This is a genomic window from Spiroplasma endosymbiont of Crioceris asparagi, assembly GCF_964020035.1.
In the GTDB taxonomy this organism is placed as follows: domain Bacteria; phylum Bacillota_I; class Bacilli_A; order Mycoplasmatales; family Mycoplasmataceae; genus TIUS-1.
Genome location: NZ_OZ026475.1, coordinates 133,888 through 148,693 on the forward strand (window position 1 = coordinate 133,888; position 14,806 = coordinate 148,693).

The 14,806-nt window shown below is 28.4% G+C and carries 10 protein-coding genes and 16 tRNA genes; all 26 read left to right on the forward strand.

Annotated elements, in window-relative coordinates; all coding sequences use genetic code 4:
- Positions 1–72: 72 nt before the first annotated feature.
- Positions 73–148, forward strand: a tRNA-Asn gene (locus tag AACL01_RS00595).
- Positions 149–155: 7 nt separating this feature from the next.
- Positions 156–231 (forward strand) — tRNA-Glu (locus tag AACL01_RS00600).
- A gap of 10 nt (positions 232–241) precedes the next feature.
- A tRNA-Val gene (locus tag AACL01_RS00605) sits at positions 242–317 on the forward strand.
- 8 nt (positions 318–325) lie between these two features.
- Positions 326–400: transfer RNA gene (locus AACL01_RS00610), tRNA-Thr, on the forward strand.
- An 82-nt stretch (positions 401–482) separates the two neighbouring features.
- Positions 483–566: transfer RNA gene (locus AACL01_RS00615), tRNA-Leu, on the forward strand.
- Between the two features lie 68 nt (positions 567–634).
- Positions 635–1,468, forward strand: coding sequence for an HAD-IIB family hydrolase (locus AACL01_RS00620; protein WP_339022943.1), 834 nt, complete (start codon positions 635–637; stop codon positions 1,466–1,468).
- Between the two features lie 32 nt (positions 1,469–1,500).
- Positions 1,501–1,803, forward strand: a complete 303-nt coding sequence (gene trxA, locus AACL01_RS00625; protein ID WP_339022945.1) for a thioredoxin — start codon at positions 1,501–1,503, stop codon at positions 1,801–1,803.
- Between the two features lie 9 nt (positions 1,804–1,812).
- Complete coding sequence (locus AACL01_RS00630; RefSeq protein ID WP_339022946.1) at positions 1,813–2,697, forward strand: HAD family hydrolase; 885 nt, start codon at positions 1,813–1,815, stop codon at positions 2,695–2,697.
- Positions 2,698–2,974: 277 nt separating this feature from the next.
- Positions 2,975–4,030 (forward strand): spermidine/putrescine ABC transporter ATP-binding protein, encoded by a 1,056-nt coding sequence (gene potA, locus AACL01_RS00635; RefSeq protein WP_339022948.1) that lies wholly within the window; start codon positions 2,975–2,977, stop codon positions 4,028–4,030.
- A 17-nt stretch (positions 4,031–4,047) separates the two neighbouring features.
- Entirely contained in the window at positions 4,048–5,049 is a 1,002-nt protein-coding gene (gene potB, locus AACL01_RS00640; protein ID WP_339022950.1) for a spermidine/putrescine ABC transporter permease, read from the forward strand.
- Positions 5,019–7,931, forward strand: a complete 2,913-nt coding sequence (locus AACL01_RS00645) for an extracellular solute-binding protein (protein WP_339022951.1) — start codon at positions 5,019–5,021, stop codon at positions 7,929–7,931. Before potB ends, AACL01_RS00645 begins: the two co-directional genes overlap by 31 nt.
- Positions 7,932–8,008: 77 nt before the next feature.
- A tRNA-Cys gene (locus tag AACL01_RS00650) sits at positions 8,009–8,085 on the forward strand.
- A gap of 127 nt (positions 8,086–8,212) precedes the next feature.
- Positions 8,213–8,289: transfer RNA gene (locus AACL01_RS00655), tRNA-Arg, on the forward strand.
- 38 nt (positions 8,290–8,327) lie between these two features.
- Positions 8,328–8,404 (forward strand) — tRNA-Pro (locus AACL01_RS00660).
- Positions 8,405–8,411: 7 nt separating this feature from the next.
- A tRNA-Ala gene (locus AACL01_RS00665) sits at positions 8,412–8,487 on the forward strand.
- Between the two features lie 4 nt (positions 8,488–8,491).
- Positions 8,492–8,569: transfer RNA gene (locus AACL01_RS00670), tRNA-Met, on the forward strand.
- Positions 8,570–8,584: 15 nt separating this feature from the next.
- Positions 8,585–8,661: transfer RNA gene (locus tag AACL01_RS00675), tRNA-Ile, on the forward strand.
- Between the two features lie 46 nt (positions 8,662–8,707).
- Positions 8,708–8,800: transfer RNA gene (locus AACL01_RS00680), tRNA-Ser, on the forward strand.
- 9 nt (positions 8,801–8,809) lie between these two features.
- Positions 8,810–8,885, forward strand: a tRNA-Met gene (locus AACL01_RS00685).
- A gap of 2 nt (positions 8,886–8,887) precedes the next feature.
- Positions 8,888–8,964: transfer RNA gene (locus AACL01_RS00690), tRNA-Asp, on the forward strand.
- Positions 8,965–8,967: 3 nt separating this feature from the next.
- Positions 8,968–9,043: transfer RNA gene (locus tag AACL01_RS00695), tRNA-Phe, on the forward strand.
- Between the two features lie 50 nt (positions 9,044–9,093).
- Positions 9,094–9,170 (forward strand) — tRNA-Ile (locus AACL01_RS00700).
- Positions 9,171–9,239: 69 nt separating this feature from the next.
- Positions 9,240–10,934: an MATE family efflux transporter gene (locus AACL01_RS00705; RefSeq protein WP_339022953.1), complete on the forward strand. Its 1,695-nt coding sequence runs from the start codon at positions 9,240–9,242 to the stop codon at positions 10,932–10,934.
- 43 nt (positions 10,935–10,977) lie between these two features.
- Positions 10,978–11,598, forward strand: coding sequence for a CDP-diacylglycerol--glycerol-3-phosphate 3-phosphatidyltransferase (gene pgsA, locus AACL01_RS00710; protein ID WP_339022954.1), 621 nt, complete (start codon positions 10,978–10,980; stop codon positions 11,596–11,598).
- Positions 11,570–12,382, forward strand: a complete 813-nt coding sequence (locus AACL01_RS00715; protein WP_339022956.1) for an SDR family NAD(P)-dependent oxidoreductase — start codon at positions 11,570–11,572, stop codon at positions 12,380–12,382. The genes pgsA and AACL01_RS00715 overlap by 29 nt, the downstream gene beginning before the upstream one ends.
- 1 nt (position 12,383) lies before the next feature.
- Entirely contained in the window at positions 12,384–14,801 is a 2,418-nt protein-coding gene (gene leuS, locus AACL01_RS00720) for a leucine--tRNA ligase (protein WP_339022959.1), read from the forward strand.
- Positions 14,802–14,806: the final 5 nt, after the last annotated feature.

Consider the following 14,806-nt stretch of genomic DNA (forward strand, 5'->3'; position numbering starts at 1 on the left):
TTTACTTGTGTAAAAAAACTATTGATATTAAAAAATAAAATATGTTATTATCAATAAGTAAGTTTTACTTATGGCTTTTTAGCTCAGTTGGTAGAGCAACCGGCTGTTAACCGGTTTGTCACAGGTTCAAGTCCTGTAAAAGCCGCCATTTTTATGGCCTGTTGGTGAAGTGGTCAACACACACGGTTTTCATCCGTGCATTCACGGGTTCGAACCCCGTACAGGCTACCATATTATTTCTGGAGTACTAGCTCAGTTGGGAGAGCTCCTGCCTTACAAGCAGGTGGTCGGCGGTTCGAGCCCGTCGTACTCCACCATTTTTTATGCTGATGTGGCTCAACGGTAGAGCAACTGACTTGTAATCAGTAGGTTGTAGGTTCGATTCCTATCATCAGCACCATTAGGAAAATTAGAAAACTATTTAAAACAATTAGCCAAATTGTTTTTTATTTTTTTCTTTTATGTTTTAATAAAATTATCAACCGGAATTGGCGGAATGGCAGACGCACCAGACTTAGGATCTGGCGTGGTAACACGTGGGGGTTCAAGTCCCTTATTCCGGACCAAATATGATATTAAAGCTTCTCATTAGAGAAGCTTTTTTGTTGTATAATATATAAAATAAAGGTGGCTTATGAATAAAAATAAAAAAATAAATTTAGTTTTTTCTGATCTTGATGGTACTGCTTTAAATGAAAAATTTGAATTCTCTCCTGAAACAAAAGATGTAATTAAAAAATTATTTGCACAAGGTGATGTATTTATACCAATTACAGGGAGAAATATTACCAACACAGTAAGTTTAATTAAAACTTTAAATAACCATGAAGAAATTAAGTTTATTATCGGTCACAATGGCGCACAAATTTTAGATTTTAGCAAAAAAGAGTTTTATAAAAACAATGTTATAGATAGGGAAACTATTAAAAAAATCTTTAAAAGTACTTATGGGAGAGTTGGTGAAGTAAAAATTCATTTTATTGGTGATAAAACAACCTTTTCGTATGGCAAATCAGACGACACTGAATTTTGAACAAAAGTAATGAATAAAAAATATAAAATAATTTCTGATGCACAAGAAATTCATGAAGATATAAATATTTTGATGATAATTTTAAATGAAAATGCAAATGAAGAAGATGCAAAATATATGTATGAATTATTTAGTAATCATAATGGTTATAAAGTTCACCAATATACAAATAGAGTTTTTGAAATGTCACATTGTAATTCTACAAAAGGAGCAGCAGCTCTAGAAGTTATTGGTGAATATGAAAAAGCAGGTTTTGAAGTAGAATCTTGGTGTTTTGGAGACGGGATGAACGATGTAACAATGTTTAAGGTTATTGATAACCCAGTAGCAATGGCAAATGCAAATGATAATTTAAAAGTATTTGCAAAATTTATTACTACAACAAACAAAGAAAACGGAATTGCCAAATTTATTGAAGAAAATATATTAAATTAAATATGATAAAATATTATTAATAGGAGACAAAAATGGCAAAAATTGTTGAAAACATGCAAGAATTTAATCAAATATTAAATCTTGACAAAGTTGTAGTTGATTTTTATGCAGATTGATGTGGACCATGTAAAATGATGGCACCTTTTTTCGAAAAGGTTTCAGAAGAATTTCCTGAAATAAATTTTATTAAAGTTAATGTCGATGTCGCAAGAGAAATTTCTGACAAGTATTCAATTATGTCTATTCCTACTACGATAGTTTTTGTAAATGGTGAAGTTTACAAAAAACATACGGGATTTTTAAATAAAGAAGGACTTGAAGAGTTAATAAAATAGGAGAACACAATGATTAAATTATTATTTTTAGATTTAGATGGAACACTTTTAAATAAAAGTGGAGAAGTCACAAAAGAAACATTAGAAGCAATTAGAAAGGGAAGAAGATACGGAATAAAAGTTTGTATAGCAACTGGAAGATCAATTAGCAGAACAAAACCATTAGCAAAATTTATTGACGGTTTCAAGTTTGATGACTACGTTATTTGTTTAAACGGATCAAAAATTTATAAATTTACAAACGACATTTTAAATCAAGTGGAGTCACACCCAATTATTGAAGAAGATGCACAAATGATATTTAAAAAAGCTAATGACTTAGGTTTAACAGTTTTAGGGTATGGTGAAAAAGATACAAAATACTACACAAACAAAAGATTTTCACTACTTTCAATGTTTGTTAAAAGAACAAGTGGATTACAACCAATTAAATATAAAGGTGAGAAGTTGCTTGATGAATCAATTTCTAAATTTTTAATTAAGGGAAATAATGAAAAATTAAACAAAATGAAAAAATTCTTAACTAAAAAAGAATTTGAATGATGTGGTTCTTCATATGCTTCAGATAAATCAATTGAAGTTAGCAAAAAAAATATTAACAAATTAACAGGTGTTAAATTTGTTGCAAAAGAATTAGGAATAGAAGCTAAAGATATTGCATATTTCGGAGATGGCGCAAATGATATCAAAGCATTAAAATGAGTAGGTCATTCATATGCAATGGGTAACGCAATTGATGAAGTTAAAGAAGTTGCTAAATTTAGAGCTCTTTCAAATAATGAAAATGGGATTATTGAACCACTAGAAAAATATGCAGCACAATTAGAATCAACTACTGTTTCTTCAAATACAGTATTAAGTGATTTTGCTGAACCACAAAATGAAAAAAAATAAATTTTCTTAATCGGTGCAAGCCGATTTTTTTATCTTTAAATATTAAAAAAACTTTAAAAAATAGCAAAAGTGTTTATAATAAATTTATCTTTAAAAACAGGGGGTTACTATGAAAAAATTAATAAATTGTATAAATATAAAACAATATTTAATTTATGAATGATTCATGGTTGTTATAACCCGTGTTGAATGATTTGAAAAAGTTCTTGAGACCCAAACACTTTCCCGTTAATTTAAAATAATTAGCAATTTTAAATTAAATAGGAGAATTAAAGAAATGACAAAAAAACCAATATTGGAAATTCGTAATTTGACAAAGCAATATGAAGGTAAAGTTATTTTAAAAGGAGTCAGTTTTAATGTTCATGAAGGAGAATTTGTTACAATTCTTGGACCATCTGGTTGTGGTAAATCTACAACACTAAATATTATTGCTGGACGTGAAAAACAAAATAGCGGAGATCTTTTATTTGAAGGAAAAGACTTGTCAAGAATACCAACTAACAAAAGACAAATTAATACAATTTTTCAAAGTTATGCATTATTTCCACATTATAATGTTTTTGAAAATATTGCTTTTGGCTTAAGAGTTAAAAAAACAAAAGAACACATAGTTAGAAAGCTTGTGGGCGAATACATTAAAAAGTTCGATTTAATCGGACTAGAAGAAAAAAATATTAATGATTTAAGTGGTGGACAAAAACAAAGGGTTGCAGTTGCAAGAGCACTAGTTTTAAAACCCAGAATTTTATTGTTGGATGAACCACTTTCAGCATTGGATGTTCAAATTAGAAAAAAAATGCAAGATGAATTAAAACAACTTCAAGAAGAAATTGGGATAACATTTATTCTTGTTACCCATGATCAAGAAGAAGCTTTAACACTAAGTGATAGAGTTATTATTTTGAATCAAGGTGTTGTTCAACAAATCGGAACACCACAAGAAATTTATAATGAACCAGAAAACAAATGAGTAGCAAGTTTTATTGGGAAATCAAACGTTATTGAAAATGGAATTTTTATTGATGATGAAAAAGTAAAATTTGATGATGTTGAATTTGCATGTAATGATAAAGGTTTTGGAAAAAATGAAACAAATATTGATATTGTTTTAAGACCAGAAGATATTCAAATACTTCCTAAAAATCAAGGCTTTTTTAATGCAACTGTTGAAGACGTAGTTTTTAAAGGTGTATTTTATGAATATTTATTAAAAACAAAATTTAGAAAATTTTTAGTTCAATCAACTGCTTTTCATGATTTTGATAAAGAAGTATCAATTAAATGAGATAAAGATGAAATTCATGTAATGTGAAAAGAAATTGATGATTAGTGAGAGGTATTGTGGATATGGAAAAAGTTTCAAAAAGTAGTACAAATTCTTCAAACCAAAGCATGAACATCACAGAAGAAATTTCAAAAAAAATTCAAGATATTGAAGTTAATATTTTGGAAGAAATTGATGAACCCAAAGCACCCAAAAAAACTAATAAGATTATAAAATTTGTTGATAAAAACTTTATTAGTAAGTCATGAGCTATATTAGCACCATTCTTTTTTGTTATGATATTTTTAATCATTTTACCAATTATTGCAATCGTTGTTTATTCAATTGTAAAACCAACAAACGATGCTACAATGTTTAAAATCAGATTTGATCATTTCACTAGTTTAATGAAGGATGGTTCTTTTATATGGGTATTATTCAAATCATTATTTTTAGCCTTTATTGCAAGTATGGTTTCTGTAGTATTTGCTTATCCAATTGCTTTAATATTAGCTTCATTAAAATCAAAAACAGCAACAAGAAATATTTGAATTCTTGTAACATTACCAATTTGAATTAATATGATTTTAAAAACAATTGGATTGAAAACATTATTTTTATTGCTAATGCCTTCAGTTTTTGGAACCCCAGTAGCAATTGTTATTGGAATGGTATATATGTTTTTACCATTTGCAATTGCTCCAATTTACAATGCATTAGAAAAACAAGATAAGTTATTAGTACAAGCTGCATATGATTTAAAAGCAAGTCGTTTAAAAACATTTTGAGAGATTATATTTAGATATTCTATTCCGGGAGTGATAACTGCCTTTTCACTTGTTTTAATTCAAGCATCAACAACACTTTTAGTTGTTTCTTATTTAGGTGATGGAAGAGTGACATTTATTACTTCAATTATTGAATCATATTTCTTACAAGGAAGTGACTTTGGACAGGGGTCTGCAATTGCAGTTGTTTTAGCAATCGTTGTTTTATTCTTAATTTTAGTTTTAAATCTACTATCAAAAACATTTGAGTCAGGAAGGGGTAAAAAATGAAAAAATTTATCAGATCTAGCTATCTAGCAATTATTTTGTTGGCGCTTTATTTACCGATTGCAATTATGATGTTTTATTCTTTCAATAGTAAGGATGGCTCAGAATATACTTTTAATTCGTTTTCATTTTATTGATATGATAATTTAATTAAAAATTCACCATTTTTAAAATCAATTACAACATCTTTATTTGTGGCAATTACTTCAACAATCATATCAATTGTTATTGGAGTTATGGCTGTTATCGGGTTATCAAAAATTAGTCCCAAAAAATCTAGAAGATATTATGCAATTGCTAATATTCCATTAGTAAATGCAGATATTATTACAGCAGTTAGTTTAATGGTTGTATTTATTATAATGGGGATAAAGTTTGGAATACTAACATTAATTGCATCCCACGTTTCTTTTAATGTTCCATATGTAATTATTACCGTAATGCCATTTTTAAAAAGAATTGATAAAAATATTATTGCTGCTAGTGAAGATTTAGGTTCAACTCAAAGACAAACAATATTTAAAGTAATCTTGCCTTCACTTTTACCATCAATTATTACAGCAGCAGCAATTTGTTTTTCAATGTCATTTGATGATTTTATAATTTCATATTTTAATGGTGGAGATCAAACTAACGTCTCAACATTTATTTATACCGCTAAAAAAATTGAACCATACATTAATGCCTTTGGAACATTGCTTGTTTCTTCAATTTTTGCAATTATTATTTTGTTTAACATATATAAATCAATCGTCAATAAAAAAGCGGCTGAAAAAAATCAATTAAAAAACAATGAGTATAAAATTAAAAAAATTAATAAATTTGAGAAAAAAATTGCTTATTATCAAGGAATTATTGATTACAAAACTTTTACTAAAAAAACAAAAAATATATTTTTATTAATTAAATATAGATATTTATTTTTATGTTTAAAAATAAATCAAATAAGAAACTATGATTCTAAAATTTCTAAACTAGAATGAAAAAAAGAAGTTTTAAATAAAAAAATCAAAAATCAAATTCTTTTGCAAGAAAAATATCAAAATGCGATTTTTAAAAAAGAGGATTTGTTAAAACAACTAGATAGTCTAGATAGCAAATCTAAAATTGAAAAAATTAATTCTATAATTGAAAAACTAAATAAAAAAATTAAACATTGAGAATATGAAATTGAGTGACAAAAAGAACATGAAAGTTATGTCCTTAAAAAAGTTACTGACATTCAAAATACCATTGATGAATTTAAAGATGAACTAGCACAAGTTGAAAACAAAAAAGAAAAACAATGATATTTAAATCATATTGAAAAACTAGAAGTTAGAAAATTTGAAATCATTGAAGGTAAATCTAAAGTTAAACTTAAAAAAACAATTGCTAAGTTAGCTCTTTTAAAACAAGCACAAAGTAAAAAAATTCAAAATGTTTATGCAAAATTAAGTGTTATTAAAAACCTTGTATTTGTTTCATTTTTAATAAAAGATGATAAAAAAACAAAAATTATTACTAAAGCAAAAAACAAAGTTATTAAACTTCAAGCTAAAATTGCTGATATTAATAATAAAAAAGAAAAATTATATATAAAATATTACCCCGACTATATAAATGTAGAAGGTCATGAAATTAATGTAAATAAATGAAGATTTAAAAACTTGAAAGTATTTATGGTAATTATTTTATTTGGAACTTCATTTATTATTTTGGCAGTAACATATGCTTTAAATAATGTTTATGACATTGTAATTGGTAATTGAGGAAGTTATATAAGAATGTCTTTGGTTACTGATTTTGAAAAAAAATACAACGTTAAAGTTAATTATCAACAATATGATTCTAATGAAATTTTATATAACAAAAATATCACATATAATTATGATGTTATGGTTCCTAGTGATTATATGGTAAAGAAAATGGCTGAAGAAAGTTACTTACAACCAATAGATTGAAATAAAATTACAATTGGTGGAAAAAAGGGAACTGATGGTGTTAATAAAACACTACTTTCTCAATTGAACAAAACTAAAATAGATAGAGATAAAATCACAAAAGACTTATTACCAGTTAATTCACAAACAAGTGAATTAACATTAAAAGATTATTGTGCTCCTTATTTTTGGGGTGATGTAAGAGTTGTCTTTAATATGCAACATAAAAATGTTGTTAAATTTTTAAAAGATAATGACATTAAATATAACGCAAAAACCGGTGCAATTACAAATCAACAAAAATTATCTTGAGATATTTTATGAAGGGCGGCAGACAATAATTTAAATCTTTGTTTAAATGATGACGATAAAAATTTATTTATGTACGCATTAGAAAAAGACTTTCAAATAGCAACTCCTGGAAAAAAATATGAGAATGGTGAATTCAAAGATTTTGGAGATGCTTCAGATCAAATAACAAAAGCTACTAGTGATTTAATAAATTTAATTAAAGGTCGAAAAAATGTTGGTCTATACACAGATGATTTAATGACTAAAGTGCAACTTGGTGATTTTGATGTGGCCACTTTATATAATGGTGATAGTGTTTCAGCAACAGATGATTATATGAATGCTCATAAAAATTGGGATTCATCAATTGCTCCGTTTGTTCAAGGTTCACCACAACGTAATGGAGAAACCACAAATGCGTGAACCGACAATATGGTTATTTCTAAAAATGCAAAAAATACAGATTTATGTTATAAATTTATTTCATTTATTTATGAACAAAATACTCAAGATCAACTTGTTGATGAAACTGGATATTTAGTACCAACATATGCTGAAAATAAAACATATTTTGATAATTTTTTAAATGATTGATATAAACCAATACCTGAACAAAACGCAGTTCCATTCCAAATGTTAAGTAAGGAATTAGAAAAACAATTGGTTGATTCTTATAATAAAATAAGAATGCAAAAATAATTAATATAAAACAACAATCACTGTTTTTTATATTTTACAAAATTAATTATCAATTTTAGTATAATTAATTTTGTAATGGTACCATGGCCAAGCTGGTCTAAGGCACGAGTCTGCAACACTCTGATCGTCGGTTCGAATCCGACTGGTACCTCCATTTTAGAAATTTCTGCTAAATTAGCAGATTTTTTATTTCTTTAATAATTATTTGATATAATAAAAAATGTCTTTTATTTATATAAAAGAGTGTAAATGTAATATATAATATTGTTGTGTTTTTTTATGCGCCATTAGATCAATTGGATAGATCGTTTGACTACGGATCAAAAGGTTAGGGGTTCGAGTCCCTTATGGCGCGCCAGATAAAAACCAATGAATATTGAAAAATATTCGTTTAATCGGGAAGTGGCTCAGCTTGGTAGAGCATTCGGTTTGGGACCGAAGGGTCGCAGGTTCGAATCCTGTCTTCCCGACCATTAATTTGGGCCCGTAGCTCAGCTGGGAGAGCACCTGCCTTGCACGCAGGGGGTCGTCGGTTCGATCCCGATCGGGTCCACCAATATGGCGGGGTAGCTCAGCTGGTCTAGAGCGCTCGGCTCATACCCGGGAGGTCAAGGGTTCAAGTCCCTTCCCCGCTACCATATTATTTTATTATTGGACCTTTAGCTCAGTTGGTTAGAGCATCCGGCTCATAACCGGACGGTCATTGGTTCGAGTCCAATAAGGTCCACCATAATTTGAAAATTAAAAATGACGAATTGTGAGGGACCAAAAAACAAGGAAGATTACCCAAGTCCGGTTGAAGGGGTCGGTCTTGAAAACCGAGAGTCGGGGAAACCCGAGCGGGGGTTCGAATCCCTCATCTTCCGCCATTTTTTTATCGCGGGGTAGAGCAGTTGGTAGCTCGTCGGGCTCATAACCCGGAGGTCGTAGGTTCAAGTCCTGCCCCCGCAACCAATGGCTCCATAGCGAAGTTGGTTATCGCGCCTCCCTGTCACGGAGGAGATCACGGGTTCGAGTCCCGTTGGAGTCGCCAGATGGTTTTGTAGCTCAGTTGGTAGAGCAATTGATTGAAGCTCAATGTGTCGGCGGTTCAATTCCGTCCAAAACCACCATTTAGAAACTAAATTTTTAGTTATTAAAAGTGTGACCCATCACACTATTCCGGAGCATAGCTCAGCTGGTTAGAGCGCACCCCTGATAAGGGTGAGGTCGGTGGTTCGAGTCCACTTGTTCCGACCATTTTAGAAATTTTACAAGCGGGACATTTAATGTCCTATTTTATTTGTTTAGAGAGGAGAAAGAATATTTATGTTTATTGATAATCAAGAATCATTGCAAAATGATCCATTTCAAACTACAAATATTAATAATCCTTCTAAAAACAAAATTCGTAAACGTTTTTTTGCAACAAAGAATTGATATAAATTAGCAATAACGCTTATTTTATGGGCTGTGTTGCAAGAAATCGTTTCAGCATCAACTGATATTATTGACAACATATTTGTTAACTTTTTAAAAGAAAGACAAATTGATGGATTAAAAGATTTAAATCAACAAATTGAAGATAGCGGTTGAAACAATTTAAGTAAAGACGTTTTAAATGGACTTCAACTATTTAAATATCATGCTGGTCAAATTGCTGTTAACGGAGTTGTTGCTTCAAACCAAATATTTTTAATTATGTTTTGTACTATAACAGGATTTTGTTATGGAGCAGGAGTTTATTCTGCTCAATATTTTGGTGCGGAAGAAAATGCCAAACTAAGAAATATAGTATGTTTAAAATTATATGTCACAGTTTCTATCGGAGTATTGGTAGGTATGTTTAGATTTATTCCTGGTTTACCTGAAGCATTAATGAAATTAACTATTGACTCTCACGGTAATGGTGCAGGACATTATATTGAAAAAATAACAAATAGAGAACAAGCACAAGAATTTTATTGATACATTCAAAATCAAGTTGATCAAATGTCGATAAAAGAAGGGGCGATGTATTTTAAATCAATTTCATGAAGTTACCCAATTTTAGCAATTAACTTAACATTTATTTCAGTACTTAGAGAAACAGGAAGACCAAAAGCTTCTTTCATTATGGCAGTTATTGCCTTAGTTTCTAATTTTACAGGTAATGCAATATTTACTTTACCAAATAGTATTTTGAGTGGAATTATTGGGATTGGTTATGGTGTTCAAGGTTCTGGTATAGGAACTGGAATCTCAAGAGTCTTTCAGTTAGTGTTTATTTTATTATTACTAAATTTTAAAAAATATGAGTTTATTCCAAGATGAGCAAGTTTCAAAATACCATTAGGTGTTTGAACTAAGGCAATGAAAAAAGCATTACCGTTAGTTGCAAGTGAAATAATGTTTTCTTTAGGTGTTGTATTACAAGTTAAATTAAAAGCAAAATATTCAGCTGATTCTTTAACAGCTAACGCAATTTTTGAAACTGTATTAACTATTTTATTTTCTCCAATTTATCATGGTTTTAGTGCGGGAATTTCTGTACTTGTTGGTAATACCTTAGGAAAGAAAAAATTTGAAGAAGCAAATTATAATGCAGAACATTTGATTAAGTTATCGGTTATGATTTCAGTAATATTAATGATGATGGGATTTTTAATGGCATATCTAGTTCCTAATCATCTATACACAAATGCCAGTCACGAAGCTAAAAATATTGCTTTTTGAACAATTGCAATATATTCTTTCTTTTATCCAATTGTAATTGTTGATAACTCTTGTTATTCAATAATACGGACAGGTGGGAAAACGCTCCAAGCATTTTTATTAGACTCCATTGTTACATGGTGTATTACATTACCAGTATTGTCAGTTTTAATTTTATATAACACAAGAGTGACAAATATAAATTCAAAATTTACAATCAGTATTAGTATTATTTGAATTCAATTTATTGTTTTTGCATTAGAATCTACGAAGTTTTTCTTTGCCATTTATTTTTATAAAAGAAAAAAATGGCTTCAATCTATAGTGTAAAATTTAAGATATTTATTTATAATATATTTAATGGAGTAAACATATGAATTGAGCAAACAAAATAACACTTTTAAGAATAATCTTAATACCAATAGTTTTGGTTTTAATGTTTTTGGATGAAAAACATCATGGTTTAATAGACATTAAAATTGGAAGCAGCTATGAAATTTCATTGGTAATGATACTTGCAGGAATTATTTTCATTATTGCTTCATTAAGTGACTTTTTGGATGGTTATATCGCAAGACATCATAATCAAGTAACAACATTTGGAAAATTTTTTGATACAATAGCTGATAAGCTTTTAACTAATTTAGTTTTAGTAATGTTTGGGTATTTAAATGTAATTCCTATTTGAGCAGTTTTAATTTTTGTTGCAAGAGATTTTATAATGGATGTAATTAGACAAGTTATGTCTTCACAAAAGGTAATTGTTCCTGCAAATAAATTAGGAAAAATTAAAGCCGCTGTGCAAATGATTGGTTTATCAATATTGTTTTTTGCAAATTGTAAAATATTAAGTATTGATATTTACTCTTTTACAAGTCAAATGTTGTTAATTCCAACATACATCGCAATTTTATTATCAATAACTTCTTTAATAAATTATATTTACTTAAATCGTAAAGGACTGCTTGATACAAGCACAAGAAAACATGATTAATGAAAAAGGGTGAGCAATAGTTACTGGTGCTTCAAAAGGACTTGGATTTGCTTATTGTAAAGAATTATTAAAAAAAGGTTTTAATGTTGTTGGCGTGGCACGAAATACTGACACATTAGACGAATTAAAAACAATTAATCCAAATGTGGAAATCAAAAAAATTAATCTTGATCTTTCGAGCAATGAAAGTGCAATGAAGTTATTTGAATTAACTAAAGATTTAAATATCACTCTTGTTATAAATAATGCCGGATATGGTGTTTTAGGTAAATTTACTGAAACAGATTTAGAAAAAGAATTAAACATGATTAATTTAAATATTAATTGTCTTCATATAATTTCAAAATTATTTATTCAAAAATTTCAAATTAATAATAAGGGAAGAATAATCAATATTGGATCAATTGCTAGTTTTATTCCTGGTCCAGGGTTTTCAAGTTATTATGCTTCAAAGGCATATGTATTAAATTTGGGTGTAGCAATTAATACTGAACTTAAAAAATCAAAATCAAAAGTTAGATTAGTAACGGTTTGCCCAGTATTGTTAAAAACTGATTTTCTTTTAAGAATAACTGATGGAAAGAAAAAAGCAAATTATTCAAAATTCAATTCAATAGATACAAATGTTTTTGCAAAAAAATCTTTAAACAAAGCATTCAAGACAAATAAAAATTATATTATAATTGGAAAAATTAATAAACTAGTAACTTTATCATTTAAGTTATTACCGCAAAAATATTTTTTAAATAAAATATATAAATTTCAAACTAAAAGGAAAAAATAAAATGGAATTTTCTCACAAAGCAATTGAAAAAAAATGACAAAAAGTTTGAGAAGAAAATAAAACTTTTAAAACAACAGATCAAAGCAAACAAAAAATTTATGTATTAGATATGTTTCCTTATCCTTCGGGCGCAGGATTGCATGTTGGACATACCAAAGGTTATACAGCAACTGATGTGTTTGCAAGGTTTAAAAAACACCAAGGCTTTGATGTTTTACACCCAATTGGATATGATGCATTCGGTCTTCCAGCAGAACAATATGCTTTAAAAACAGGAAATGATCCTCGTGATTTTACTTTAAAAAATATTGCTAATTTTAGAACCCAATTAAAAAAAATGGGTTATTCATATGACTTCGACAAAGAAATTATTACGTCAAATCCCAATTACTATAAAATTACACAATGAATATTTTGTGAGCTATTTAAAAAGGGTTTAGCAGAAATTAGAAATGTAAATGTAAATTGATGTCCTGGACTTGGAACAGTTTTAGCAAATGAAGAAATTGAAACTAAAAATGGAAAAACCGTTTCAGAAGTTGGTGGTTTTGATGTTTTCAAAAAACCAATGCGTCAATGAGTTTTAAAAATAACTAATTATGCTGATGAATTGCTAGATGGTTTAAATGAATTAGATTGATCAAAATCAATTAAAGATTTACAAAAAAATTGAATTGGAAAATCTGCAGGAACAGTAATTGAATTTGATGTAAAAGATTCAGCTGAAAAAATTTCAGTTTTTACAACAAGAGCAGATACTATTTTTGGAGTTTCATATATTGTGTTAGCTCCAGAAAATAATTTAGTTAAAAAATTAGTTTCTAAAAAACAAGAAAAATTAGTTGATGATTACATTAAACAAACAAGTGCCAAAACCGATATTGAAAGACAAGATGATTCAAAACCTAAAAATGGTGTATTTTTGGGGCGTTATGCAATTAATCCAATTAATGGTGAAGAAGTTCAAATATGGACCGGAGACTATGTTTTAAATGATTATGCAACAGGAAGTGTTATGGCAGTTCCTGCACATGATGAAAGAGACTTTAAATTTGCATCTAACTACAATTTACCAATCAAATTTATTTTAGAATCAGAAGATAAAACTAAGGCATTTGTTGGAGAATCAAAATATATTAATTCTGAATATTTAGATGGTCTTCAAAAACGCGATGATGCTAAAAATTTAGTAATCAAAAATTTAACTAAAAATAAAAAATGTACTTTAAAGGTTAATTACAAATTAAGAGATTGATTGTTTTCAAGACAAAGATTTTATGGTGAACCATTTCCATTAGCATTTGATGAAAATAATAATATTGTTTTATTAGAAAAAGAATTACCAGTAGAACTACCAAAAGCAGATTATATAAAACCATCAGGTACTGGTGAATCACCGCTTGCTAACTTAACTGATTGATTACACATTGAAAGAGATGGTAAAAAATTGGTGAGAGAAACAAATACCATGCCTCAATGAGCGGCATCAAGTTGATATCATTTAGCATATATTTTAGCAACGTCTCCAAATGAGTTTTTAGATATTCAATCTTCAGAAGCAAAAGCATTATTTAAAAAATGATTACCAGTAGATATTTATGTTGGTGGACAAGAGCATGCAGTTGGTCATTTGTTATATGCAAGATTTTGACATCGCTTTTTATATGATTTGGGAATTGTTCCTACAAAAGAACCATTTAAAAAACTTATTAACCAAGGAATAGTTTTAGATTCTAATGGTGAAAAAATGTCGAAGTCAAAAGGTAATGTTATAAATCCAGAAGAAATAATTAATTCTCATGGTGCAGACTGCTTGAGATTATACAATGTGTTTATGGCTCCCGTTGAAGCATCGCTACAATGAAGTGAAAAGGGTCTGGATGGTGCTCGCAAATGATTAGATAGAGTATTCAGAATGATTAAGAACACAAAAACAACAGATAAAAACAATGGTTCATTAGATTTTATTTTTAATAGTGTGTTACAAAAATACACACAAATGATGGAAGACTTTAAATATAACACCGGAGTTTCACAATTAATGTTATTTGTAAATCAAGTTTATAAAGAAGATCAACCAGTTTATAAAGAATATTTTGAAAAATTCCTAATAATGTTATCACCAATAGCACCACATATTGCAGAAGAACTGTGAGAGTTTTTGGGTCATAAAGATTCTATTTATGCTCAACCTTGACCAATATTTGATCCTAAGAAAATTGAAATTGATGAAGTAATAATTCCAATTCAAATTAATGGTAAAGTTAAAGCAACCTTAAATGTTAAAAAAGATACTTCTAAAGATTCTTTAATTAAGGAAGCTAAATCAATTGAAAATATTAAAAAACAATTACAAGATAAAAATATTTTAAAAGAAATAGTTGTAATAAATAAAATCATTAATTTTGTGGTTAAATAGTCTAA